Origin of the sequence: Halomonas sp. (genome assembly GCF_029263665.1) — a bacterium.
GTDB lineage: Bacteria > Pseudomonadota > Gammaproteobacteria > Pseudomonadales > Halomonadaceae > Halomonas.
Window position 1 is genome coordinate 57,027 of the sequence record NZ_JAJUFQ010000007.1, and the last position, 23,773, is coordinate 80,799.

Consider the following 23,773-nt stretch of genomic DNA (forward strand, 5'->3'; position numbering starts at 1 on the left):
GGGGGCCGAAGCCCCCGCGGACCGTCATTCTTTGAAGCGCCTTGAGCGGCCGCCTCAACTCTCCAGTTCGATATCGATGCCCAGCGAGCGGATTTCCTTCACCAACACGTTGAAGGATTCCGGCATACCCGCCTGCATGGTGTGATCGCCATCTACGATGCTCTTGTACATCTTGGTACGACCTTCCACGTCATCGGACTTGACCGTGAGCATTTCCTGCAGAGTGTAAGCGGCGCCATAGGCCTCCAGGGCCCAGACCTCCATCTCACCAAAGCGCTGGCCACCGAACTGCGCCTTACCACCCAGCGGCTGCTGAGTAACAAGTGAGTAGGAGCCGGTGGAACGCGCGTGCATCTTGTCATCGACCAGGTGGTTGAGCTTCAACATATACATGTAGCCCACGGTCACCGGACGATCGAACGACTCGCCAGTACGGCCATCGTACAGTGTCATCTGGCCAGAGTCCGGCAGGTCAGCCAGTTTCAGCAGATGCTTGATCTCATGCTCCTTGGCACCATCGAATACCGGTGTTGCCATCGGCACACCCTTGCGCAGGTTCTTGGCCAGAGAGATGACCTCCTCATCACTCAGGGAGTCCAGATCCTCGATACGGGCACCTTGAGTAGAGTTGTACACCTGCCCCAGGAAGTCGCGAATTTCGGCCACTTGCTGATCGCGAGCATCGCGCAGCATATGCTCGATCTTCACACCCAGCCCACGAGCCGCCATACCCAAATGGGTCTCGAGGATCTGACCAACGTTCATCCGCGACGGCACACCCAGCGGGTTGAGCACCACGTCGACCGGCTCACCGTTGTCATCGAACGGCATGTCCTCGATCGGCATGATCGCAGAGATAACACCCTTGTTACCGTGGCGACCAGCCATCTTGTCACCCGGCTGCAGGCGACGCTTGATGGCCAGGTAGACCTTGACGATCTTGAGCACGCCAGGAGCCAGGTCATCACCTTGGGTGAGCTTGCGTTTCTTGTCTTCGAAACGCTCATCCATCTCTTTGCGACGGTTTTCCAACTGCTCATCGGACTGAGCCAGCAACTCGTTCAACCCCTCGTCCTGCATGCGCAGCTTGAACCACTGCTGACGCGGCAGCTCCTCGAGGTAGTCATCGGACAGGATATCGTCCTTTTTCAGCCTCGGACCGCCATTGACCGGCTGGCCAGAAAGCGTCCGCTTGAGGCGCTCGAAGGTAGCGTCTTCTGCAATGCGGTAGGTTTCCTGAAGGTCCTTACGCACTTCATCGAGCTGCATTTGCTCAATGGCCAGTGCACGCGAATCCTTCTCGACTCCATCGCGAGTGAAGACCTGAACATCAATGACGGTACCCTTCATGCCCGTTGGAGCACGCAAGGAGGTATCCTTGACGTCAGAGGCCTTCTCACCAAAGATTGCCCGCAGCAGCTTCTCTTCCGGCGTCAGCTGGGTTTCGCCCTTCGGCGTGACCTTGCCGACCAGAATGTCGCCAGGACCAACTTCGGCACCAATATAGACAACACCCGCCTCATCCAGTTTACCCAGAGCCGACTCACCGACATTGGGGATATCTGCGGTGATTTCTTCCGGCCCCAACTTGGTGTCGCGAGACACACAGGTCAGTTCCTGAATATGGATGGTGGTAAAACGGTCTTCCTGAACCACCCGCTCGGACAGCAGGATGGAGTCCTCGAAGTTGAAACCGTTCCACGGCATGAACGCCAGACGCATGTTCTGGCCCAGCGCCAAGTCGCCCATGTCGACGGAAGGACCATCAGCCAGGATGTCACCTCGCTCGACAGCATCTCCCGGGCGCACGATCGGACGCTGGTTCTGGCAGGTATTCTGGTTGGAACGCAGGTACTTGGTCAGATTGTAGATATCAACGCCGGCTTCACCGCCGATGATCTCGTCCTCATTGACACGCACCACGATGCGCTTGGCATCGACCGAGTCGATCACACCGCCACGACGCGCCACGGCACACACGCCGGAGTCACGCGCCACGACACGCTCCATACCGGTACCCACCAGAGGCTTATCAGCACGCAGAGTCGGTACCGCCTGTTTCTGCATGTTGGCACCCATCAAGGCGCGGTTGGCGTCATCGTGCTCAAGGAACGGAATCAGTGCAGCTGCAACAGACACCACCTGGCGCGGAGACACATCCATCAGCGTCACCTGCTCAGGGCGCATGAAGGTAGTCTCACCCCGGTGACGAACCTGCACCAGGTCATCGACCAACTGGTTCTGTTCGTTAACGGTGGCCGACGCCTGGGCGATGATGAAGTCACCTTCCTCGATGGCCGACAGGTGAACCACTTCATCCGTTACCGCGCCATCCACGACCTTACGGTACGGCGTCTCAAGGAAACCGTAGCTGTTGGTGTGGCTGTAGGTGGCCAGAGAGTTGATCAGACCGATGTTCGGGCCTTCCGGCGTCTCGATCGGACACAGGCGCCCATAGTGAGTAGCGTGAACGTCACGCACCTCGAAACCTGCCCGCTCACGCGTCAGACCGCCCGGGCCGAGAGCCGATACACGGCGCTTGTGCGTCACCTCGGACAGCGGGTTGTTCTGGTCCATGAACTGGGACAACTGAGATGAGCCAAAGAACTCCTTGACCGCAGCAGCCACCGGCTTGGCATTGATCAGGTCCTGCGGCATCAGGCCTTCGCTCTCGGCCATGGACAGGCGTTCCTTGACGGCACGCTCGACACGCACCAGGCCCACGCGGAACTGGTTCTCAGCCATCTCACCGACACAACGGATACGACGGTTGCCCAGGTGGTCGATATCGTCGACGTCGCCAAAACCGTTACGGATGTTGATCAGCTCGCGCAGCACATCAAGGATGTCACCCTTGTCCAGCACGCCAGAGCCAGTATCAGATTCACGACGCAGGCGACGGTTGAACTTCATGCGACCAACGCCGGACAGGTCGTAGCGGTCTTCAGTGAAGAACAGGTTGTGGAACAGCGTTTCGGCAGCCTCTTTGGTGGGAGGCTCGCCCGGACGCATCATGCGATAGATCTCGACCAGCGCCTCGAGCTGGGAACCAGTGGTATCCAGCTTGAGGGTGTCAGAGATGAAGGGACCACAGTCGAGATCGTTGGTGTACAGCGTCTCGATAGTGGTGATACCAGCCTGACCCAGCGTCTCAAGCAGCTCCGGCGTCAGCTCGGTGTTACACGGGCAGACCAGCTCGCCTGTCGAGGCATTGATCTGGTCCTTGCCAAGCGTCTTGCCGAACAGGTAATCCATCGGCACTTCGAGGCGCTCGAGACCGGCTTTTTCCAGCTGACGAATATGCTTCTGGGTGATGCGACGACCTTCCTCGACGATGACTTCACCATTGCCATCCTTGATGTCGAAGGTCGCTGTCTCACCACGCAGGCGCGAAGGCACCAGATCCACAGAGAAGCCAGTCTTCTCGATGTGAAAAACGCTGGTGTCGAAGAATTCGTTGAGAATTTCCTCGGTACTCATGCCCAGGGCGCGCAGCAGGATAGTCGCAGGCAGCTTGCGGCGACGGTCAATACGTACGAAGACGTTATCCTTGGGATCGAACTCGAAGTCGAGCCATGAACCACGGTAAGGAATCACTCGAGCGGAGTACAGCAGCTTGCCGGACGAGTGGCTCTTGCCCTTGTCGTGGTCGAAGAACACACCCGGACTACGGTGGAGCTGAGACACGATGACGCGCTCGGTACCATTGACAACAAAGGTACCGTTTTCAGTCATCAGGGGGATTTCCCCCATGTAGACTTCCTGCTCCTTGATGTCCTTGATGGCCTTGTTGGACGACTCTTTGTCGTAGATGATCAGGCGAACCTTGACACGCAGGGGAGCGGAATAAGTGACGCCGCGCAGCTGGCACTCCTTGACATCGAAGGCCGGAGTGCCAAAACGATAACTGACATATTCGAGCGCAGCGTTACCAGAGAAGCTCTCGATCGGGAACACGGACTTGAAAGCGGCGTGCAGGCCGACCTCCAGGCGCTCATCAGGCGAGCGGTCCTGCTGGAGAAAGTCGTAGTAGGAATCAAGCTGGATGGCCAGCAAATAGGGCACATCCATCACTTGGGGCAGTTTGCCGAAATCCTTGCGGATGCGTTTTTTCTCAGTGTATGAGTAAGCCATCTGTATTCCCCAGCTTGTTCACCATGGGTGACCGATGCGTGTCGGCGGCACCTGAAGGAGGCAGCTCCGTCAGGCGCTGACGACGAGCCCTCTAGACAAGGGCTCGTCGTCGGAATTCTGCAAGTTACACAGCCTATCGAGACTGTCGCAACTAGTGACAACAGAAAAAGGCCGGCAGCGGGTGTCCCGCCACCAGCCGTGGAAGCTTACGCAGCGCGTGAAGCCATGGGCACAAGGATTACTTGAGCTCCACGGAAGCGCCGGCTTCTTCCAGCTTCTTCTTGGCTTCTTCTGCGTCTTCCTTGCTCAGACCTTCTTTCAGGGTAGCAGGAGCGCCGTCGACAGCACCCTTGGCTTCCTTCAGGCCCAGGCCAGTGATTTCGCGGACAGCCTTGATGACGTTGACCTTCTTGTCGCCAGCAGCGGTCAGGACCAGGTCAAATTCAGTCTGCTCTTCAGCAGCAGCAGCAGCGCCACCAGCAGGGCCAGCCACAACAGCAGCAGCAGCAGAAACGCCGAACTTCTCTTCCATTGCTTCGATCAGTTCAACGACGTCCATCACGGACATTTCGGCGACGGCGTTGATGATGTCTTCTTTGGTCAGTGCCATTGTCTATATTCCTAACTTTGCGGGCACTCCCGATTGAGGGAGTGCGAAATGAGTCATGCAGTCTGTGCGATGAGCAGAACGCCTTAGGCGGCAGCTTCCTGCTTCTGGTCGCGCAGCGCAGCGAGGGTACGAACCAGCTTGCCGGCAGAAGCTTCCTTCATGACGGACATCAGCTTGGCGATCGCCTCGTCGTAAGTCGGCAGGCTTGCCAGACGGTCCAGATCGCTTGCAGGGATCAGCTCGCCTTCGTATGCCAGCGCCTTGACTTCGAAGTCTTTCTCATCTTTAGCGAAGTCCTTGAACAGACGGGCAGCAGCGCCCGGATGCTCGAGGGAAAACGCCAACAGAGTCGGACCAACGAATGTCTCGTTCAGGCACTCCCACTGAGTGCCTTCCAAGGCGCGACGTGCCAGGGTGTTGCGAACAACACGCAGCTGGACGCCATTTTCACGGGCCTGCTTGCGCAGAGAGGTCATTTTGTCGACCGTAACACCACGTGAATCGGCAACTACGACGGAGAGAGCGTCCTTCGCGGCTTCACTGACCTCGGCAACAATTGCCTTCTTGCCTTCGAGTGCTAGTGCCACAGTGATCACTCCTTCGTGCCGGAACCCGGAGGCCCCGGTGGTTACCATCCCCCTCTCCCACCGGGAAGAGAGGCCGTATGATGGTGCTCACCAGGATTGGCGGCACACCATCTGCGCAGGTGTTCTAGTAAACGATTAAGCTGTCATCGACTCAGCTTTCGAGGTCTTCATCAGACAGCGCCTGCGGTCTTTGACGGCGCCCGCCGGCCAGGTGCCGGCACGGGTACCGCAAAGCGAGGGGAAGCACTGCAGCGCTCCCCCAGATCATCGATCATCACACCAGAGGAGCGAGATCGACGGTCAGACCCGGGCCCATGGTAGTGGACAGGGTCATTTTCTTGAAGTACACACCCTTGGAGTTGCTCGGCTTGAGCTTCTTCAGATCAGCCAGCAGCGCCTCGAGGTTGCCCTTGATAGCGGCAGCATCGAAATCGACTTTACCCAGAGTGGTATGAATGATGCCGTTCTTGTCGGTACGGAAACGCACCTGACCTGCCTTGGCATTCTTGACAGCAGTGGCAACATCCGGAGTCACGGTGCCGACCTTGGGGTTCGGCATCAGGCCACGCGGCCCCAGGATGGTACCCAGCTGACCGACAACACGCATGGCATCCGGAGATGCGATGACAACATCGAAGTCGAGCTGACCAGCCTTGACCTTCTCTGCCAGATCTTCCATACCGACGATATCAGCACCAGCTTCCTTGGCCGCATCGGCATTGGCACCCTGAGTAAAGACAGCAACACGCACGTCCTTACCAGTACCGTGAGGCATGACAGTAGCGCCACGCACCACCTGGTCAGATTTACGCGGATCAACACCCAGGTTGATGGCGACGTCCAGAGACTCCTTGAACTTGACGGTGGACAGCTCGGCGAGCAGTGCCACAGCTTCATCAACAGAGTATGCCTTGGTAGCGTCGACCTTGTCGCGAATCAGCTTAGCGCGCTTGGTAAGCTTAGCCATGATCAAAGACCCTCCACGTTCAGGCCCATGCTGCGAGCAGTACCAGCGATGGTACGCACAGCGGCGTCAAGATCAGCAGCGGTCAGATCCGGCTCTTTGGTCTTGGCGATCTCTTCCAGCTGATCGCGAGTCACAGTACCGACCTTCTTCTTGTTCGGCTCACCAGAGCCGGACTTGATACCTGCAGCCTTCTTCAGCAGGATCGCCGCAGGCGGCGTCTTGGTGACGAAGGTGAAGCTGCGGTCAGAATAGACGGTGATGACCACGGGAGTCGGGAGACCCGGCTCGATGTTCTGCGTCTCAGCGTTGAACGCCTTGCAGAACTCCATGATGTTGACACCGTGCTGACCCAGAGCAGGACCCACGGGGGGGCTCGGGTTGGCCTTACCAGCTGCAACCTGCAGCTTGATGTATGCCTGGACTTTCTTAGCCATGTTAAGACTCCAGATGGGTAATAACGCTGCAAGCAGCTCCCCGGGACGACATGATCGCCCCTACCGTATCAATAGGGGCGACCTCGATAACACTTAAAAAGCAACCACAACCTTCACCCGGCAATCGGCCGAGCGAATGGCATCATTCTTTCTCCACCTGGGAGAATTCCAGCTCGACAGGCGTCGCACGACCAAAGATCAAAACACTGACCTGCAGGCGACTCTTGTCGTAATTGACCTCTTCCACCACACCATTGAAGTCGGCAAAGGGGCCATCAATGACACGCACGGACTGTCCCGGCTCGAACAAGGTCTTGGGACGCGGCTTTTCAGAGCCATCACGGACGCGACTGAGGATGGCATCCGCCTCACGCTGGGTGATCGGTGCCGGCTTTTCCTTGGTACCCCCAATGAAGCCCATCACACGGGGAGTTTCGTTAACCAGGTGCCAGCTTTCGTCCACCATCTCCATCTCGACCAGGACATAGCCGGGATAGAACTTGCGTTCGCTTTTGCGGCGCTTGCCATCACGCATCTCGACGACTTCTTCCGTAGGCACCAGGATCTCACCAAAGAGATCCTCCATGCCATGCAATTTCACACGCTCGATCAGCGAGCGCATGACATGCTTCTCGAAGCCAGAGTAGGCATGAACGACGTACCAACGCTTGGACATGAAATCTCCTAACCGATGACGCCGGACATTGCCCAGCTGAGCAGAGTATCAATCAGCCACAACACCAGCCCGACCACAGCAACGGACACCAACACGATAGCCGTGGTCTGGATAGTCTCAGGACGAGTCGGCCAGACGACACGCTGAATTTCCTTCTTGGCGCTTCGCGCCAGCTCCATCAGCTCGCGCCCCTTGGCAGTCATCAAGGCAACCAAAGCAGCGACCACGGACAGGGCAACGACACCCAGAACACGATACAGGAGCGGCTGATCGGCAAAGTAGGTATTGCCGACAACGGCCAACACCAGAAGAACGACGACAACCGCCCATTTGAGCCCGTCGTGGCGCGACTCCTGCACCTCGGCGCTATGCTTCATAAAGATGAGACTCCTCAGGGCGCGGCAATCGAAACCAGATAGTGTACAAAAAACTGCCAGCCTGGGGAAGACTGGCAGGCCAGGAGGGAATCGAACCCCCAACCTGCGGTTTTGGAGACCGCTGCTCTGCCAATTGAGCTACTGGCCTGTACTCGATGCAGGCAACCCTTTGCGGGCACCTCTGCAACAGCGGGCGCCATCTTAGCGGAGCCACCAGGATTTGGCAACCCCCTCGCACCCAGCAAACACCTCGTCATCGGAGCGATGACAAGAAGAAAGGCGAGCCTAGGCCCGCCTTTCAACACTGGAGCTCATGGACGGATTTGAACCGTCGACCTCACCCTTACCAAGGGTGTGCTCTACCCCTGAGCTACATGAGCGCACTCTTTGATATCAAGACCTTCAGACAGGCAGAGATATCCAACACTGGAGCGGGCAGCGGGAATCGAACCCGCACCATCAGCTTGGAAGGCTGAGGTTCTACCATTGAACTATGCCCGCCTACCCACTCAGAAATCCAATACCAGAAAACCGATATTCGATCTCAAATTCTGGTGGAGGGGGAAGGATTCGAACCTTCGAAGCTTTCGCGGCAGATTTACAGTCTGCTCCCTTTGGCCACTCGGGAACCCCTCCAGCTGGCGAAGCATTCTATCGCCTCATCCCGCAATGTCAAGTGCTTGTTTCTCAAAAGCTCTTCCAAAAGCTTTCTTTATTCACACTCGTCATCTAACGCAGAGCAACAAGGGAATTGCTCATCACTCTGCCCTGGAACGCGGCGTATGATGTCAAAGCAGTGATGAGAATGCAAGGCCCGCACGAATTTTTTCTAGTGCCACTGGGCGCGGAGGCGCTGGAGCCCCGGCCATCTTGCCAGCACGCTCAGCAGTCGTCAGCGGGAAACATGCCTCAAGCCCGGCATAGACCATGTCGGGCCAGATTGCATGAGGCACCTGAATTCCGCGCGACACCACTAGCGCATCTCCCCCGGTGACCAGCATCGGCAACGAGATGCTTTCGCGATCGCACACCTCAGCATATATACGATTGACAGCACTCACTGCGGCCAGATAGATACCGTGATTCACCGCTTCCGCAGTGCGCCTCCCTGGCGCCAGCAGCTCATCCGCTTCACTATCCGGATCGATGGCCACGTTGCCGGTACCCAGCTTGAGGCTTTCCTTCATCAGGCGCAGCCCTGGAAGGATGTAACCGCCCAGGTGGCGGCCACCAGGCAGTACGAAATCAATGGTGATGGCGCTGCCGCAATCCACCACGCAACAGGCGCCGGCCAATTGATATCCGGCCAGCACCCCCATCCAGCGGTCCACCCCCAAGCGACCGGGCTCGACATAACCATTGGTCACCCCCAGCGTCTCATGGGCAGGTCGCGCTACGTGCACTGTCCGCACATTGTCCTTGAGCAGCCTCTCTGTCTGAGTCAGTACAGAACGACGCGCAACACTGGAGATACGCACCGTTTCCACCACTTCCAGGTCAGGGATGTCTGCACCGGGTTTCCACTCATCACGAGTCCATACCGCACCTCGCGAACGAATTTCACTGCTCACAGAGTCTTTCAGGCGCCATTTGGATAGTGTATTGCCGATATCGAGATCAAGAATCATGAGCGGCCACGCACGCTGATTTCTCCTCCTACCAGGCGCTCCTGGCGCTCGCCTTGACGCACCAGAAGATTGCCATTCTGATCTACGCCTTCCGCTATCATGACATCGCGACGCTCTCCACGGATGACATCGACTTCACACCCTTCGAAGGCGTGGCGCTGATTCCACTCACCCTGCCAGCCAGCGAAGCCCAGAGCCTCGAAATCCGCCAACATTGCCAGCAATCCATTGAGCAGTTCAGCAGCCAACATGTTGCGCGAAACACTAGGGGACTGGTCGTACACGCAGGCTATCGGCTGGTCGATGGAGGCGCGGAAGTCATCTGGCAAATCCACATTGATGCCCATACCCAAGACCACTTCACAAGGACCCGCGGCATCTCCACTGATCTCCACAAGAATGCCGGCGAGCTTCCCCCATTCACCGCCATCATTCTTCAGCAATACATCATTGGGCCACTTCAGCGCAGGCTCCAGCCCGTGTCGTTCCAGGACCTGAGCCAGCACCACACCAACAGCCAGGCTCAGCCCCTCCAGGGCAGACACCCCAGACTCGAAGCGCCAACCTACAGAGCACATCAGAGTGCGCCCCCATGGCGTGGTCCATACTCGCCCCCGACGCCCCCGCCCCGCGCTCTGCTGCTCCACGAGACATGCCTCGGCATGACCTGCACCCTGCTGAAAGCGGTGGCGCAGGAACTCATTGCTGGAAGGCAAGACTTCTTCGACAAACAAGCGGGAAAGATGCTGGCGCGACTCACGCGACAAGGCAGTAACGATGGAATGACCATCGAGCAATTCCATGGGGGATGACAGACGATATCCCTGCCCTTTCACAGCCTCCATCGGAATGCCGAGATCTTCCAGCTTACGAAGTTGTTTCCATACCGCCGCGCGCGATACTCCCAGACGCTCTCCTAACTGCTGGCCAGAATGGTATTCGCCATCACTAAGGAGGCGAATCAGCTCACCTATGGTCATTCCTCATCCCCACCGCGGGAAAAGACCATAGTCTATCGAAAGTCATCAGACGAAGCATAATTCACCGATAAAGCTTTGCGCCGCGGCTCCAATGGATAGAATGGAGGCTCGATGCAAAATATCCCGGTCTGTCGCCAGGGCGACAGACATACCTCAAAAAATGGAGTCATATACCATGCGTCACCTTCTGGTCATGATCATGGTTAGCGTGTTGGGCTTCGGCCTTGCCGTTGATCACGCCGAGGCCCGCCGCCTGGGCGGTGGCAAGAGTGTCGGCAGCTTTTCCCAACAAGCTCCCAGCTCTGCCACATCCAGTTCTTCCGCATCATCACCCAAAGCCACCGGTGCAGCCGGTACTCGCAAGGGCGGCTTCATGGGCGGCATGCTGGGCGGCCTGCTGGCTGGTAGCCTGCTTGGCGCACTGTTCTTCGGTGGCGCATTCGATGGCCTTGGGATCGTCGACATTCTATTGATGGCTGGCCTGGCATTCCTGCTGTTCCGCTTCCTGACCCGGCGCCGGGCTGCCATGGCTGGGGCGGGAGACAATGTCATGCAGCGCCAGCAGCATGACACATCTGTACCTTTCAACATGCCAGGCACCTCCTCCGGCGGCATGGCATCCGGCCCTGTCAGCGATCCAGAGTGGTTTGACCGTGAGCGTTTCCTTGGCGGTGCCAAGGAGCATTTCATGACCTTGCAGCGTGCCTGGGACAACAATGACCTTTCGGGTATCCAGGAATACGTCACTCCCGAGCTGTACAACCTGCTGCGTGAAGAGCGCGCTAACCAACCTGCCAACAACAGCACCGAGGTCATCCGGCTGTTCGCCGAGATGGGTGGCATCCAGGAGCTCAATGGCAAGGCGGAGGCCCGAGTACTCTTCCATGGCATCCTCGACGAAAACGGCACCCAGACCGAGTTCAACGAGACATGGCACTTGGTCCGTGACGTGCGCGAGAGTGCCCCCTGGTATGTGCAGGGCATCGAACAGAACAGCTGATGCCGAGCGATTACCCGTTTCAATGAAAAAAGCCAGGGCAATGCCCTGGCTTTACTGTTTCAGATTCATGGAAATAGCGACTGACTAACCCAGTAGCATCGTACATCCAAACTCTGTAACGACATGTCATTGATCAGGCCAATGACATGGAAGAGTGCTTCAATCTTTCCTCAGGATGTCACCAGAGGCCACTAAAGCACCATCCAACCTGCCTCTTCTGCACATGGAAGCATCGTCAAGGAAGCACTGAAACGTTAGCATCCACCAGAAGACGAGGATATCAAGCTTGAGAATCCGGCTGACGAGTTCAAGTCTCGGCTAGCGTTTCTTTTGCCAGCAGGTTCAAGTCCGCTCAAACATGCTTAAGCAATTTCTTCATGAATGCTGCTGTACAACTGTAAGACGACAGAGGCCGAGCACATGCCCGGCCTCTGTTCTTCTCGCTACATCACTGCAATAAGCAGGTTCATTCAAGCGACGCCCAACTGATCACATCAGTTAGTTGTTGCTTCTCCTTCAGCAGAAGCATCAGCGTCTGCCTCAGTACCGTCCATTGCTTCCTTGGCGCTGTCGGCAGCATCATCAATGGCACCGTTAACAGCATCCTCGGCCTGATTCATGGCGTCATCCGCAGCTTCACCCATGGCATCGCCAGCTTCTGTTGCAGCATCCCCCACTTCAGATCCAGCCTCTTCTGCTGCCGTTGCAGCATCATCTGCCGCTTCATCCATCGTCTCGCCAGCTTCCGTTGCAGCTTCCTCCGCGGAGTCAGTTGCTTCATCTGCAGCAGTTGCCGCGTTGTCCATCTCTTCATCAGCGGTAGCAGCAGAATCATCTGCAGTCTGATCCGCGGGCTGCTCGGTGCTGGTATCGTCGGTAGCATCTGCAGGCTCTTCCTTGTCACAGGCTGCCAAGCCTCCCGCAGTCAGAGCCATCAACATTGCCATACCAATCGTGCGCTTCATGCTGTTTTTCATACACATCTCCTCCTGAGACATTGGTCAAATAACGCTATAACCCCAAGCTAGCCTTGAAAAGTGAAGCACGCCAGCACAATGCGTAACATTATGTAAACCACAAGCAGCAACTAAGTTTACTTGAGCTGTCTGAGCATCGAACTATTCTCGCAATCTTCAGACCACATACGTCAAGATAGAGCATTCGCTTGAGTTTCACAGGCCACATGTTCACACCACACTATGCTAAAAGAGATCCCATGCCATGGACTCTCTTTCTGCTGTCATCTGTCACAATGTTTCCATCGGGTATCACCCTTGGTCACCACCTGCTACGGGAACCACCGTACCTGTGATATAGCTGGCATCTTTCGAAGCAAGAAACAGAATGGGCCCAACTTGTTCATCAAGGGTGCCATAGCGATTCATCAGACATGAATCAATGGTCTGATCAATATGTGCCTGATACCAGGCCTGCTGTGTTTCATTCTGAGGCTCAGGGGTTCCTCGCGAAATCCTGCGAGGCGGTGCTTCTGTCCCCCCGGGTGCGGTTGCCACTACGCGAATACCAACATCTGCGTACTCCATGGCCAGCGAGGCAGTAATGGCATTGATGCCTCCCTTGGCTGCAGAATAAGGGATACGATGGATACCGCGAGTCGCCGCCGACGAGACATTGATGATCACGCCACTGCACTGCCCTACCATGGACGGTAGCACGGCACGGCAGGTATATAGCGTTGTCATCAATGACCGCGTGATTTCGGCCTGGATTTCAGTATCCGAGAATTCCACGAATGGCTTGAAGTTGATCGCCCCCCCAACGTTATTGACCAGCACATCGATTCGACCAAATCGCCCTAGTCCCTGTTGAACAGCGGATTCAGCTCCTTGCCATCTTTCCAGGTCGGCATTGATTGCCAGGACATCGTTACCCTGGGCATTCAATATGTCTGCGATCTCTTGCAAGTAGTGGGAACGATCCACCAGGATCAACTTTGCTCCCTCTTGTGCTGCGCGCTCTGCCAGGCGCCGCCCAATCCCTTGGGCAGCTCCTGTGATCAGCATCACTGTGTCGTTGAATCGCTGCATGACAGTTTCTTCTCACAAAGGTGGACAAGAAGTTCTTGGGACGAATTGGATCAATTCGGGGTGAACTTCTCGTAGTGAAAGCTGGCTGGTTCGATGCCTTCAGAAGCAAAGTGCTTGAGCACGGCGTCCACCATGGGAGGCGGACCACACAGATAGACATCGACATCACCACCATACAGCTTCGCCGGGTCCATATGGTTGGTAACATAACCCTTGCGGGGATGCAGGCTGTTTTCATCCACCACGACAGTGGCATAGTCGAAATCCAGCTCGACCGTTGCTGTATCGAGTTCGTCGCACTTGACCAGGTGGTCATCGACATTGACACCGTAGATCAGATGGACCGGATGCTCGCAGCCTGTCTGGCGTAACTGCTTGAGCATCGACAGGAAGGGCGCCAGCCCAGTACCACCAGCAAGCATCAGAATCGGACGCTGAATAGAGCGCAGGTAGAAACTTCCCATTGGCCCCGTCACTTCCAGGCTGTCACCTGCCTTTGCTTGCTGTGTCAGATAGGTACTCATCAGGCCGTTGGGGACATTGCGGATCAGGAAGCTGGCCCGACTCTCCCCGGGCAACGAGCTGAACGAGTAGGAGCGATGCTGGCCATTCGCCCCTGGCACCTCCAGATGGACATATTGTCCTGGCAAGAAGCCAATCGTATCTCCCTCAATATCGATTTCGACTTCAATCGCATCATCAGAAAGCGGCGCAACCTTCACGATAGAAGCCTGACGCTTACCGGCCCCGGTCTTGCACAACGTAGAAGCCACCGGCACTCTCAGGACACAATCGGAAGATGGCACCATCTGGCACGTCAACACCTGCCCTTCGTCAAGCTCCTCGTCCGACAGAGCCTCTTCCAGATATTCGTCACCGAGCTCGAATTCCCCTTGGTCGCAATGGCACTTGCAGGTGCCACAGACACCATCGGAACAATCCATCGGCAAGTTGACTTTCTGACGATAGGCAGCGTCCAGCACCGTTTCGCCTGCATTGCATTCGATAAAGCGCGATACCCCATCCTCGAAGTTGAGCGCGACGGTATAATTCATGATCGTTCTCCCAGCCCAGTCATGGCCACTGATCAGATGTGGTACACATCGATAACCTGATGGATATAGTCATTGTTGAGCTGCACGACCTTTTCCTTGATCTGTGGCTGCCCACCGGTGATATCCAGGGTGTAGAAAGACACCCCGAAATAGCTGTCGGTCTGCTTGTAGCGGTGACTCAACGTATGCCAGTTGAAGCGGATCTTGATGCAGTCGGCATCCTGCTCCAGCACTTCCAGGTTGGTGACCTGGTGGGTTGTGCGTGGCTCAGGCGTACTAGCACCGGAACGCTCGGTCTTGATGCGATAGACCCGATCCTCCAGCCCCTCACGATTGGGGTAGTACACCAGTGAGACTTCGGACATGGGGTCCTTGATCAGCGTATCGTCATCATCCCAGCAGGGCATCCAGAAGACGACGTCCTTGTGATAGCACTCGAGCCACTCTTCCCACTGGCGGTCATCAAGCAAGCGTGCCTCACGATAGACAAAGGCCTGAATCTGTTCATAACTGATGGACATGGCGATTCTCCTCCCGGGCACTCAGGATGCAGTGGCGATGAATTGGCTACGTTCCTTGTCGATGGCGCGCAGCATTTCCGATACCCAGTGCTTGTGGTGCAGCACATACAGACCTTCATCTTCAGGTGCCGCGCCGCTCAGCAACGGCCTCATGTCTATCGCCCTGGCATTGTCATCTGCTCCTTCGATCCACTGCAGAGCCCCTCGCGACAGGTCGTTCCACTCTGCCAGGCTCGATGCCTGGTAGCCGTTCTGGCAGCCACGGAACTCCTCCAGATCATCAGGCGTTCCCATGCCGCTGACATTGAAGAAATCTTCATACTGACGGAGACGCACACGGCGCATTTCCGCTGACTCTCCCTTGGGAGCAAAGCAGTAGATGGTGACTTCCGTCTTGTCCACGGAGATGGGGCGCAGTACACGTATCTGTGTCGAGAACTGATCCATCAGATAGACGTTCGGGTACAGGCAGAGGTTACGCGTCTGGTTGATGATGTGATCAGCTCGCGCTTCGCCATGCTGCTCCGTGATCCAGTCACGTTTCTCGAATACCGGACGCACCTCGGGGTTGAGCAGACGCGTCCACAGCAACATGTGACCATTCTCGTAGGAATAGAAACCGCCCTGGCTCTTCGACCAGCCGTCAGCGTCAACCGCCTTGGTTCCACCTGCCTCGTAATTGCGGCGATCCATGGTGGAGGAGTAATTCCAATGCACCGTACTGACGTGGTAACCATCACACCCATTCTCGGCGCCAAGCTTCCAATTGCCGCTATAGGTATAGGTGGAAGAACCACGCAGAACCTCGAGCCCTTCCGGGGCCTGGGCCACAATATTGTCGATGATCTTGCGTGTCTCGCCGAGGTACTCCTCCAGTGGTTGCACATCGTCACTCAGGCTGCCAAACAGAAAGCCTTTGTAGCTTTCGAAGCGCGGCAAACGCTTGAGGTCATGCGAGCCTTCCGTCTTGAAGCCTTCCGGATAGGCGCCTGTCTTTTCATTCTTGGCCTTGAGCAACCGGCCATCATTCTTGAACGTCCAGCCATGGAAGGGGCAGGTAAAGGTTCCTTTATTACCCCGCTTGCGACGGCACAAGGTAGCTCCACGGTGCGCACAGGCATTGATCAGGCCATGCAACTCACCTTCCTTGTCACGGGTGATGATGACCGGCTGACGTCCCATTTGCAGAGTAAAGTAGTCACCTGGCTCTGGAATCTGGCTTTCGTGAGCGATGTACAACCAGTTGCCCTCGAAAACGTGCTTCATTTCCAGTTCGAAGAAATCAGGGTCGGTAAACATGCTGCGGTGGCAGCGATAGATGCCTTTCTCGGCATCATCGACAACGGCACCACGAACGCGCTTCTCGAGTCGATCAAGCTGAGTGGTCATGATCCTGGTCCTCGCTATTTTGTGATGTTGGTACCCGGTCGGAGAGCGGCCGGGCTCTCGACCCCGTTCTTCGGAGCCGTCCTTGTGAGGTGCAGGCTCAAACCTTGGCGGAACCGGCCTGCTGACTGGCGGCCTCGTTGCTCTCCTTGGCCCGTGGGCGCGCATGGCGAACCTGGAGCAAAGGGTCATCGACCACCGTCAGCTCGACATCGAACACCACTTCAGTAAAGGGACCATCCAGGCCTCGCTGGTCGATTTCAGTAGCATCCTCGATACGCTTGCCATCCACGACCAACTCCTCACGGGTGGCATAGGCAAAGTCATCGTAGGTGTAGGGATCGCCTGCCAGATTGATTTGGGTAGTCAGATGTTGATAGCCAGCAGCCGAGACAAAGTAGTGGATATGGGCAGGTCTTTCGCCGTGCCGCCCCAGGGCCTTGAGCACTTGGTCAGTAGCACTGCCGGGGGGTACGCCATAACCAGAAGGAATGGTGCTGCGCACGGCATAGCGACCTTCTGCATCGGTGATGATGGTGCGGCGCAGGTTGTAATCAGATTGTGTCGGGTCAAAGAAGGAATACCCTCCTTTGGAATTGGCATGCCATATCTCGACCTTGGCACCAGACAGAGGGACACCATCGACATTTTTTACCTGGCCTGTCAGCCACATGGTTTCGCCATCAGGATCAGGATCGTCATCCATACGACCGACACCATGGACCTCCGGGGCTCCTGCTACATACAAAGGCCCTTCGATGGTCCGTGGTGTACCACCAGCTCTCTGTGCCGCTTCATCGGCAGCGTCCATGCGCATGTCCAGGTAGTGATCGAACCCCAACCCCGGAGACAGTAGACCGAACTGAGTTCCTGCTCCCAGAGCATTCAGCACAGCAATGGCACGCCAGTACTCGTCTGGGGTGATATCGAAGTCATCGATCGTCTTGAACAGGTCGGATAGGATGCGATGCAGGATAGCCTTGGCACGATCACTACCCTCGGTGTTATCCATACCGGCGATGACTCGCAGAAATTGCTGAACTTCCGGCGTATCGAAAATCCGTACGCTTTGCGTGCTCTCATTCATGCTATTCATGACGCTACCTCACGGTTGCATAGTGTTGTTGTTCTAATCTTCTCTTGATTGGATCAATGCCCTGCGCAGCCCCCTATCGGAGTCCACAGCAAGACAGGAATCTTTCAACTATCGTCGTCGCGAATCGAAGAGGGATGACGGCACAAGGGCTTGACGCTGATATCCATGTAAGGAAACAGTGGCAGACGAGAGATGATGTCCTGAAGTTCAGTGTTATCTTTCACATCAAAGATGCTGACGTTGGCGTAGCTGCCAGCGACACGCCATAGGTGCCGCCACTTGCCGATGCGCTGCAGTTCCTGGGAATAGGCTTTCTCGGTTGCCTTGATTTCGGCCGCCTGAGACTCAGGCATATCCGGGGGAAGGTTGACCTTCATTTCCACCTGAAAAAGCATCGTGACTCTCCTCCACAGCATATTGAATCGGGGTAATGCACGTTATCGAGTGACGTATCGATCATGTGCTGGAACAACGCGACAACATGTCAGCGCCGTGTATATTCCCTGAGTTTGTCTTCATCCAGCTCGACACCAAGCCCTGGCATCTGGGGTAGCTTCACGCCAAATTCCATATATCTCAGCGGCTGTTTGACAATGTCGTCCGTGAGCAGCAGTGGCCCGAACATTTCCGTACCCCAGGCCATTTCAGGTAATGTGGCCCAGACGTGCAGGGCCGCCACGGAGCCAATACTGCCTTCAAGCAATGTGCCGCCATACAGGCCAATCCCAGCCGCTTCAGCCAAGTGGGCCAGACGCTGTGCGCCGAAAGGACCACGGCTCTTGGCGATCTTGAGAGCAAAGGCCCCGCTGAACCCTTTCTTGATCAATGACAGGCCATCGATGCAGTCCTGCACCCCTTCATCGGCCAGAATGGGAACCTCAAAGCGCTCGGACAGACGGACGAGGCCAGCATGATTCCGTGCGGGGATCGGCTGTTCGATCAGGTCACAGCCAACTTCTTGCAGAGCAGCAATGGCACGTACGGCAGTACGCTCATCCCAGGCCTGGTTGACATCGACCCGAACACTGGCGCTGTCACCTAGGGCCGCCTTGATCCTGGCAACATGGCTGACGTCTACATCTACGTCCCTTGCCCCGATCTTGAGCTTGAAATCCCGGTGACGACGCTCGGCCAGCAAACTTTTGGCTTCTTCTATATCACGCTCGGTATCGCCACTGGCCAAGGTCCACAGAACCGGCAGGTGGCTCTGGCAGGCACCACCAAGAAGCGCTGCAATACTGACACCTAGCCGCTTGCCTTGTGCATCCAGCAGCGCAGTTTCCAGCGATGATTTGGCAATGGCATTACCTTGGGAAATCTTGTCCAGACGAGCCATCAGCGTATTGATATTGGAAGCATCTTGACCGATCAGAGCCGGTACGAGGTATGTATCCAGGTTGACTTTGATACTCTCGGGACTCTCCGGGCCATAGGCCAATCCTCCGATTGTCGTGGCCTCTCCCAGACCTTCGATGCCATCTGAGCAACGCAGGCGAATGATGACCATGGATTGGGTGGCCATTGTGGCCATTGATAGCTTATGTGGACGAATGGTCGGCAAATCGACCACTAGCGTCTCAATGGATTCAATCAAGACTGACATGGCGGCTCCTGCAGTCGGGTGACTCGGTACTGCTCTGGCATTGAGCAACAGTCTCGTTGCCCTTGAGTCCAGGAACCAATATGGTTTAAGTGGTCTCCCATACCTTGGAGGTATTATGGAACTTCGCCATCTTCGCTACTTCTGTGCAGCTGCAGAGGAACTGAACATCACCCGAGCGGCGGCCAAGCTGCATATGGCACAGCCACCTTTAACCAGACAAATCAATCAATTAGAAGAAGAGCTTGGCGTCAAACTTTTCATCCGAGGACCTCGTGGACTGAGCCTGACCCCAGCAGGAAAGTTCTTCCATGAGCACGCCATTCAGATACTCGAAAAGTTGGACACTACTGTCAGCGCAGTGCGCCGTATGGTCCGCCATAGTCGCGAAATCTTTGGCATTGGCTTCGTGCCATCATTGTTCTACGGCCAACTTCCTATCCTGGTACGAGAATTACGACAAAAGGAGAATCTGGAACTGACGTTGGCCGAAATGACAACGGTCGAGCAGGTACACGCTCTAAAGGCGGGACGCATAGACATTGGTTTTGGTCGCCTGGTGATTGACGATCCAGAAATCGAACAACAGGTATTGTTCGAAGAACCCATGATGGCGGCAGTGCCGGAAGGTCATCTCTTGGATGGCACTACTCCTACCATGCAGGAACTGGCCGAGTACCCAATTGTGCTCTACCCAGCAAGCCCAAGACCTAGCCTGGCGGATATCGTCCAAGGCCTGTTTCGACGTAGAGGTCTCAAGCTAAATATCGTGCAAGAAGCAAATGAAATGCAGACAGCCCTGGGGCTAGTCGTCTCTGATTTTGGCATCACGCTGGTGCCAGAGCAGGTAAAGCGTCAGAAACGTGATGGTATTCGCTATCTGTATCTGGCGGAGTCCCACATCACCTCACCTATAGTATGTAGTCGACGGCGCGGGGAAAAACCCTCGGAGACCATGAAGCTGGCAACCGAAATTCTTGATGTGCTGGTAGAAAACCGGCGTAGCGGAAAATATCCTTGAATCGTCTTTTGCGATGCCAGGAATATTTTTGCTGATGCCTTGGCCGAGAACGGAGCTGGCGACTATGCCACAAGCCCCGTTCATGGCTGGTAAAAGCATGAGGAGTGTTAGCGTTCCCTCAAGGCCTCGCGCGCTTTGTTCAGAGGCTTGAGCAGATAGTCCAGGACACTCTTCGAGCCAGTTGCGATATCCACGGTCGCGATCATCCCTGGCGATATTGGAAATTTGTGTCCAGCATCATTCTCAAGATAGGACTTATCTGTGCGAATATAGACACGGTAATAGTAGGTATCACGTTTCACTTCATCCTGAATGGTATCAGGAGAGATCGTTGTCACCTCGCCATCCAGCCCACCATAGATGGAATAGTCATAGGCAGTAATCTTGACTAGAGCTCTTTGTCCAGGGTGAACGAAAGCCACATCTCGTGGGGATATCCGCGCCTCGATCAGAAGCTGATCCTCTACCGGAACGATAGTCATCACATTACCGTTGGGTGGTACAACCCCCCCTGCGGTAGTAACGTCGATATCCTTCACTATGCCATTTACAGGAGAAAAGAAGACTAATCGGGTCAAAGCATCCTGGCGCCCTCTCACCACCGAGCGCAAAGATTCTATGTCTCCCGTGGTCTTGGAGAGTTCTTCACGAGCCTTGACGTAATACTGATTACGCGCATCATCAATCTTGTTCTGGAGATCACTCGCCTGACGGCGCAAGCGTAATACTTCTACTGCACTGGCAGCTCCCTTGGCTACATAGGGTTCTGTCATACGAATTTCCTGCTGCAGCAAATTCAAGGCATGCTGCAATCCGCCAACCGTCTCATTGAGGCTCTCCCTGCGAGACCGGTACAAACGCATCTCTGAATCAACCAGGTTCTGGTCAACGGTAACTTCAGGTGGAAACTCAGGTTCCTTGTCATTGACTTCAGCCCGCAGACGCGCGGCACTGGCCAATAGAGCCTGCAACTTGGCACGCGTCTCATTTACTGCCGATTCCGACTTGATAGGATCGAACTCTGCCAGTGTCTGGTCCTTGCTGACCCGATCACCCACCTTCACATAAAGATGCTTGAGAATCCCCCCCTCCAGACTTTGCACGATCTGCTCACGAGACGACGGCACGACCTTGCCACTACCTGTAGTGACTTCTTCAAGCTGAAAATACCAGGCCCACGCCACAAAAGCGCTCAGCACAAGGACTGTCAGCCACACGATGATAGTGCTCTTCGGTAGCGCAGGCTCACGCAGAGGCATGTTTGCCCCCGGGCGGGACAAAGATGATCCACTTGGTGCATTTAGATTGGATATACCCGACATTGGCCTCTTGCCTCCCTATCTATCGGCTGACCTCAGGAGGCCTTGGAAAACTTCTTGAGCACTACGTCGCGCGCATCATCAGCGACGATCTTTCCGTCATTGACCACGATCACTCGGTCCACCAAATCAAGTAATTCTGGTCTGTGAGTCGCCACCACCAAGGTCCGCTGCCCCATCCAGCGTTTGAGCTGCTTGACCACCTGGCGCTCGGTCATCTCATCCATTGCAGCCGTTGGTTCGTCGAGGAGCACTATATTAGGGCTGCGAATCAGCAGGCGGGCCAGCAGCAGCGCTTGACGTTGGCCGCCAGACAGCCCCAAGCCACCTTCCATGATCATGTAATCCAGCCCACCTTGCTGCTGCTGAACAAAGCTCAAGGCACCACTCAGCACCAATGCCTGATGAATTTCTTCATCTGTCGCCAGAGGCGAGCCCATGATCAGGTTTTCACGCAATGAACCAAAGAACAATTTGGTGTTCTGGTGCAACAGGCACATATCGCGCCGCAGATCGCCTGTATCCAATGATGTAATGTTCACATCATCAATCAATACACGTCCTTGGGAGGCAAATCGCATACCAGCCAGTAGCTGCAATAAAGTTGACTTACCAGCACCATTACGTCCCAAAAGAGCGATCTTCTCCCCAGGTTTGATCGACAGGTTAGGTATCGATAAGTTGGAGACTTTCTTTTCTTCGTCATACCAGAACTCGACATTACGAAGATCATACCCACCACGAATTACCGCCTTGTGCACAGCACGCCCATTTTCTGGCTGATCCAATGGGCGCTTCATCAGCTCATCAAGACCATTACGCGCTACCTTGGCCTGCTGCCATCGGGATAACACACCGGAAATCTGCGACAAGGGGGCGATTGTGCGAGACGCTAGAATGCTGGTACCAACTAGAGCACCAGTGGTCAGATCACCATTGATGACAAGATAAGCTCCCGTCAGCAGCACCGAAGCATAGACAATGGACTGTACTTCTTGCGTCCAGGTCATCAACATGCCGACCAGAAAACGTTGGCGCTTGGCAATATCTGCCGATACCTGGTTAGCATGGTTCCATTGGTTCTGAAACCTTTGTTCAGCACATAGCAGTTTAATGTCTTCTACATTCTCCACTGACTCGATCAAAGTCGCGTTGCGCACGGCAGACTCACGCAAACCATCATTTGCCAATCGGGCCAAAGGGCGCTGCAGCAACATACCTGGAATCAGCAACAAGGGAACAGCAGCCAGGACAATAAAGACCAGCGGCCCCCCGATCAGCCAAATGACAGCAGCAAACAAAAAGAAGAATGGGAGATCGGCAACCGCCCCGATTGTTGTTGATGTGACCAGGTCTCGCACTTGTTCCAATTCACGGACCTGAGAAATGAACGAAGCGGTCGACTTGGAACGCGCACTATTCTGAACCCGCAGAGCATGACCAAACACCTTGTCTGACAGACGTAGATCTGCTCGTTTACCGATGACATCTGAAATATGAGTACGTGTCAGACGCATGCAAAACTCGAAACATATCGCCAGCATCACACCACCAAACAAAACCCACAAGGTCGGGTAGGATTGAGCTGGCACCACTCTATCGTATACCTGCATGGAGAAGGTCATGCCGGCCAGCGCCAGCACATTGGCCACCAGCGAAGCGATGATGATGTCGGTATACCTGCGCCAGTCACGGAAAACGATGCTCCATAACCAGTTACGCTTGTATGGCTTGAGGTATTCATCAACGCGCGCATCGGGCGCAGAGTCTCGAGGTTTCAGCAGAATGGCAAGTGCAACCTTTTCTGCCAGTTCCGCCTTGTCAAAAGGCGTCGCAAGGCCAGCATCTGTAGTGAACTGGACATGCGCTTTCCCATCTCGATCGATCTTCTCCACCATGCCGATCTGGCCATCATGAAGCTGCACCACCATGGGCATTCGCCAAGGTGTAAGAATGGAAGTAGAAAAGCTTACGCTTCGCGCAGCCATTCCTAACTGCTTGCCCATATCTTCCAGGTATAGATCCAGGGGCGAGTCTTGCTCCCAGCTCATTGCTACCCGGACATTTTCTTCAGAAAAATCCAAGCGATGATGCTTAGCGACAGCGACAAAAGCTGTTAGCCATGCTTCATGATCACGAGTGCCCATATGATATATATCTCGCAGCCAGACAGGCCAGATGAGAAGCCTTTGGCGAATAAACAAGTGTTGAATCAGTTTAAGGAGACGTCCGGCACGAAATCCCCCAGACCTTTCCGGACAAATTGTAGGAAAATGCCTAAAAAAGGCCGTCCACTGGACGGCCTTTTATATTGAATTCATACGGTGGCTAGCA

General features: G+C 55.4%; 21 protein-coding genes and 4 tRNA genes. 2 read left to right on the top strand and 23 right to left on the bottom strand.

The features are described 5' to 3' along the window. Positions 1–54: 54 nt before the first annotated feature. The 13 genes from rpoB to Q1K07_RS09475 all read right to left on the bottom strand — a co-directional run bounded on the left by rpoB (position 55) and on the right by Q1K07_RS09475 (position 10,393). Entirely contained in the window at positions 55–4,134 is a 4,080-nt protein-coding gene (gene rpoB, locus Q1K07_RS09415; protein WP_300310125.1) for a DNA-directed RNA polymerase subunit beta, read from the bottom strand. 238 nt (positions 4,135–4,372) lie between these two features. Next, entirely contained in the window at positions 4,373–4,744 is a 372-nt protein-coding gene (rplL, locus tag Q1K07_RS09420) for a 50S ribosomal protein L7/L12 (protein ID WP_300310127.1), read from the bottom strand. Positions 4,745–4,827: 83 nt separating this feature from the next. Then, positions 4,828–5,331 carry a 50S ribosomal protein L10 gene (gene rplJ, locus Q1K07_RS09425; protein WP_149286987.1) on the bottom strand — a complete coding sequence of 168 codons (504 nt, stop codon included), beginning with the start codon at positions 5,329–5,331 and terminating at the stop codon, positions 4,828–4,830. A 274-nt stretch (positions 5,332–5,605) separates the two neighbouring features. Further along, a complete protein-coding gene (gene rplA / locus Q1K07_RS09430; protein ID WP_300310128.1) occupies positions 5,606–6,298 on the bottom strand; it encodes a 50S ribosomal protein L1 in 693 nt (230 codons plus the stop codon). Positions 6,299–6,300: 2 nt separating this feature from the next. Then, positions 6,301–6,732, bottom strand: coding sequence for a 50S ribosomal protein L11 (gene rplK / locus Q1K07_RS09435; RefSeq protein WP_149282993.1), 432 nt, complete (start codon positions 6,730–6,732; stop codon positions 6,301–6,303). Between the two features lie 142 nt (positions 6,733–6,874). Continuing rightward, positions 6,875–7,408, bottom strand: a complete 534-nt coding sequence (nusG, locus tag Q1K07_RS09440) for a transcription termination/antitermination protein NusG (RefSeq protein WP_149282991.1) — start codon at positions 7,406–7,408, stop codon at positions 6,875–6,877. Between the two features lie 8 nt (positions 7,409–7,416). Continuing rightward, positions 7,417–7,785: a preprotein translocase subunit SecE gene (gene secE, locus Q1K07_RS09445; RefSeq protein WP_149282989.1), complete on the bottom strand. Its 369-nt coding sequence runs from the start codon at positions 7,783–7,785 to the stop codon at positions 7,417–7,419. A 72-nt stretch (positions 7,786–7,857) separates the two neighbouring features. Beyond that, positions 7,858–7,933: transfer RNA gene (locus Q1K07_RS09450), tRNA-Trp, on the bottom strand. Between the two features lie 157 nt (positions 7,934–8,090). Beyond that, positions 8,091–8,165 (bottom strand) — tRNA-Thr (locus tag Q1K07_RS09455). 47 nt (positions 8,166–8,212) lie between these two features. Continuing rightward, positions 8,213–8,286, bottom strand: a tRNA-Gly gene (locus Q1K07_RS09460). Between the two features lie 51 nt (positions 8,287–8,337). Next, positions 8,338–8,421, bottom strand: a tRNA-Tyr gene (locus tag Q1K07_RS09465). 152 nt (positions 8,422–8,573) lie between these two features. Beyond that, positions 8,574–9,413, bottom strand: coding sequence for a type III pantothenate kinase (locus tag Q1K07_RS09470; protein WP_300310129.1), 840 nt, complete (start codon positions 9,411–9,413; stop codon positions 8,574–8,576). Then, the gene (locus Q1K07_RS09475) at positions 9,410–10,393 is read right to left on the bottom strand and encodes a biotin--[acetyl-CoA-carboxylase] ligase (RefSeq protein ID WP_300310130.1); all 984 of its coding nucleotides are present in this window, start codon (positions 10,391–10,393) and stop codon (positions 9,410–9,412) included. The genes Q1K07_RS09470 and Q1K07_RS09475 overlap by 4 nt, the downstream gene beginning before the upstream one ends. A gap of 175 nt (positions 10,394–10,568) precedes the next feature. Here Q1K07_RS09475 and Q1K07_RS09480 point away from each other — a divergent pair, with 175 nt between their 5' ends. Further along, positions 10,569–11,393, top strand: coding sequence for a Tim44 domain-containing protein (locus Q1K07_RS09480; protein ID WP_300310131.1), 825 nt, complete (start codon positions 10,569–10,571; stop codon positions 11,391–11,393). A 494-nt stretch (positions 11,394–11,887) separates the two neighbouring features. Here Q1K07_RS09480 and Q1K07_RS09485 read toward each other — a convergent pair whose 3' ends face one another. The 8 genes from Q1K07_RS09485 to Q1K07_RS09520 all read right to left on the bottom strand — a co-directional run bounded on the left by Q1K07_RS09485 (position 11,888) and on the right by Q1K07_RS09520 (position 19,102). After that, entirely contained in the window at positions 11,888–12,370 is a 483-nt protein-coding gene (locus Q1K07_RS09485; protein ID WP_300310132.1) for a hypothetical protein, read from the bottom strand. Positions 12,371–12,661: 291 nt separating this feature from the next. After that, positions 12,662–13,441 (bottom strand): benzoate diol dehydrogenase BenD, encoded by a 780-nt coding sequence (gene benD, locus Q1K07_RS09490; protein WP_300310133.1) that lies wholly within the window; start codon positions 13,439–13,441, stop codon positions 12,662–12,664. 50 nt (positions 13,442–13,491) lie between these two features. Beyond that, on the bottom strand, positions 13,492–14,496 hold the full coding sequence (gene benC / locus Q1K07_RS09495; protein ID WP_300310134.1) for a benzoate 1,2-dioxygenase electron transfer component BenC: 1,005 nt from the start codon (positions 14,494–14,496) through the stop codon (positions 13,492–13,494). 32 nt (positions 14,497–14,528) lie between these two features. After that, the gene (gene benB / locus Q1K07_RS09500) at positions 14,529–15,017 is read right to left on the bottom strand and encodes a benzoate 1,2-dioxygenase small subunit (RefSeq protein ID WP_300310135.1); all 489 of its coding nucleotides are present in this window, start codon (positions 15,015–15,017) and stop codon (positions 14,529–14,531) included. A gap of 21 nt (positions 15,018–15,038) precedes the next feature. Further along, on the bottom strand, positions 15,039–16,406 hold the full coding sequence (locus Q1K07_RS09505) for a Rieske 2Fe-2S domain-containing protein (protein ID WP_300310137.1): 1,368 nt from the start codon (positions 16,404–16,406) through the stop codon (positions 15,039–15,041). A 97-nt stretch (positions 16,407–16,503) separates the two neighbouring features. After that, entirely contained in the window at positions 16,504–17,499 is a 996-nt protein-coding gene (catA, locus tag Q1K07_RS09510; RefSeq protein ID WP_300310139.1) for a catechol 1,2-dioxygenase, read from the bottom strand. A 104-nt stretch (positions 17,500–17,603) separates the two neighbouring features. Then, positions 17,604–17,894, bottom strand: a complete 291-nt coding sequence (gene catC / locus Q1K07_RS09515; protein WP_300310141.1) for a muconolactone Delta-isomerase — start codon at positions 17,892–17,894, stop codon at positions 17,604–17,606. A gap of 89 nt (positions 17,895–17,983) precedes the next feature. Then, entirely contained in the window at positions 17,984–19,102 is a 1,119-nt protein-coding gene (locus tag Q1K07_RS09520) for a muconate cycloisomerase family protein (RefSeq protein ID WP_300310143.1), read from the bottom strand. 115 nt (positions 19,103–19,217) lie between these two features. Here Q1K07_RS09520 and Q1K07_RS09525 point away from each other — a divergent pair, with 115 nt between their 5' ends. Then, positions 19,218–20,120: a LysR family transcriptional regulator gene (locus tag Q1K07_RS09525; protein ID WP_300310145.1), complete on the top strand. Its 903-nt coding sequence runs from the start codon at positions 19,218–19,220 to the stop codon at positions 20,118–20,120. Between the two features lie 107 nt (positions 20,121–20,227). Here the strand turns inward: Q1K07_RS09525 and Q1K07_RS09530 are convergent, their stop codons facing one another. Together Q1K07_RS09530 and Q1K07_RS09535 are read right to left on the bottom strand one after the other, a co-directional pair. Beyond that, positions 20,228–21,379: an HlyD family type I secretion periplasmic adaptor subunit gene (locus Q1K07_RS09530; RefSeq protein ID WP_300310147.1), complete on the bottom strand. Its 1,152-nt coding sequence runs from the start codon at positions 21,377–21,379 to the stop codon at positions 20,228–20,230. 95 nt (positions 21,380–21,474) lie between these two features. After that, a complete protein-coding gene (locus Q1K07_RS09535) occupies positions 21,475–23,586 on the bottom strand; it encodes a type I secretion system permease/ATPase (protein WP_300310149.1) in 2,112 nt (703 codons plus the stop codon). Between the last annotated feature and the right edge of the window lie 187 nt (positions 23,587–23,773).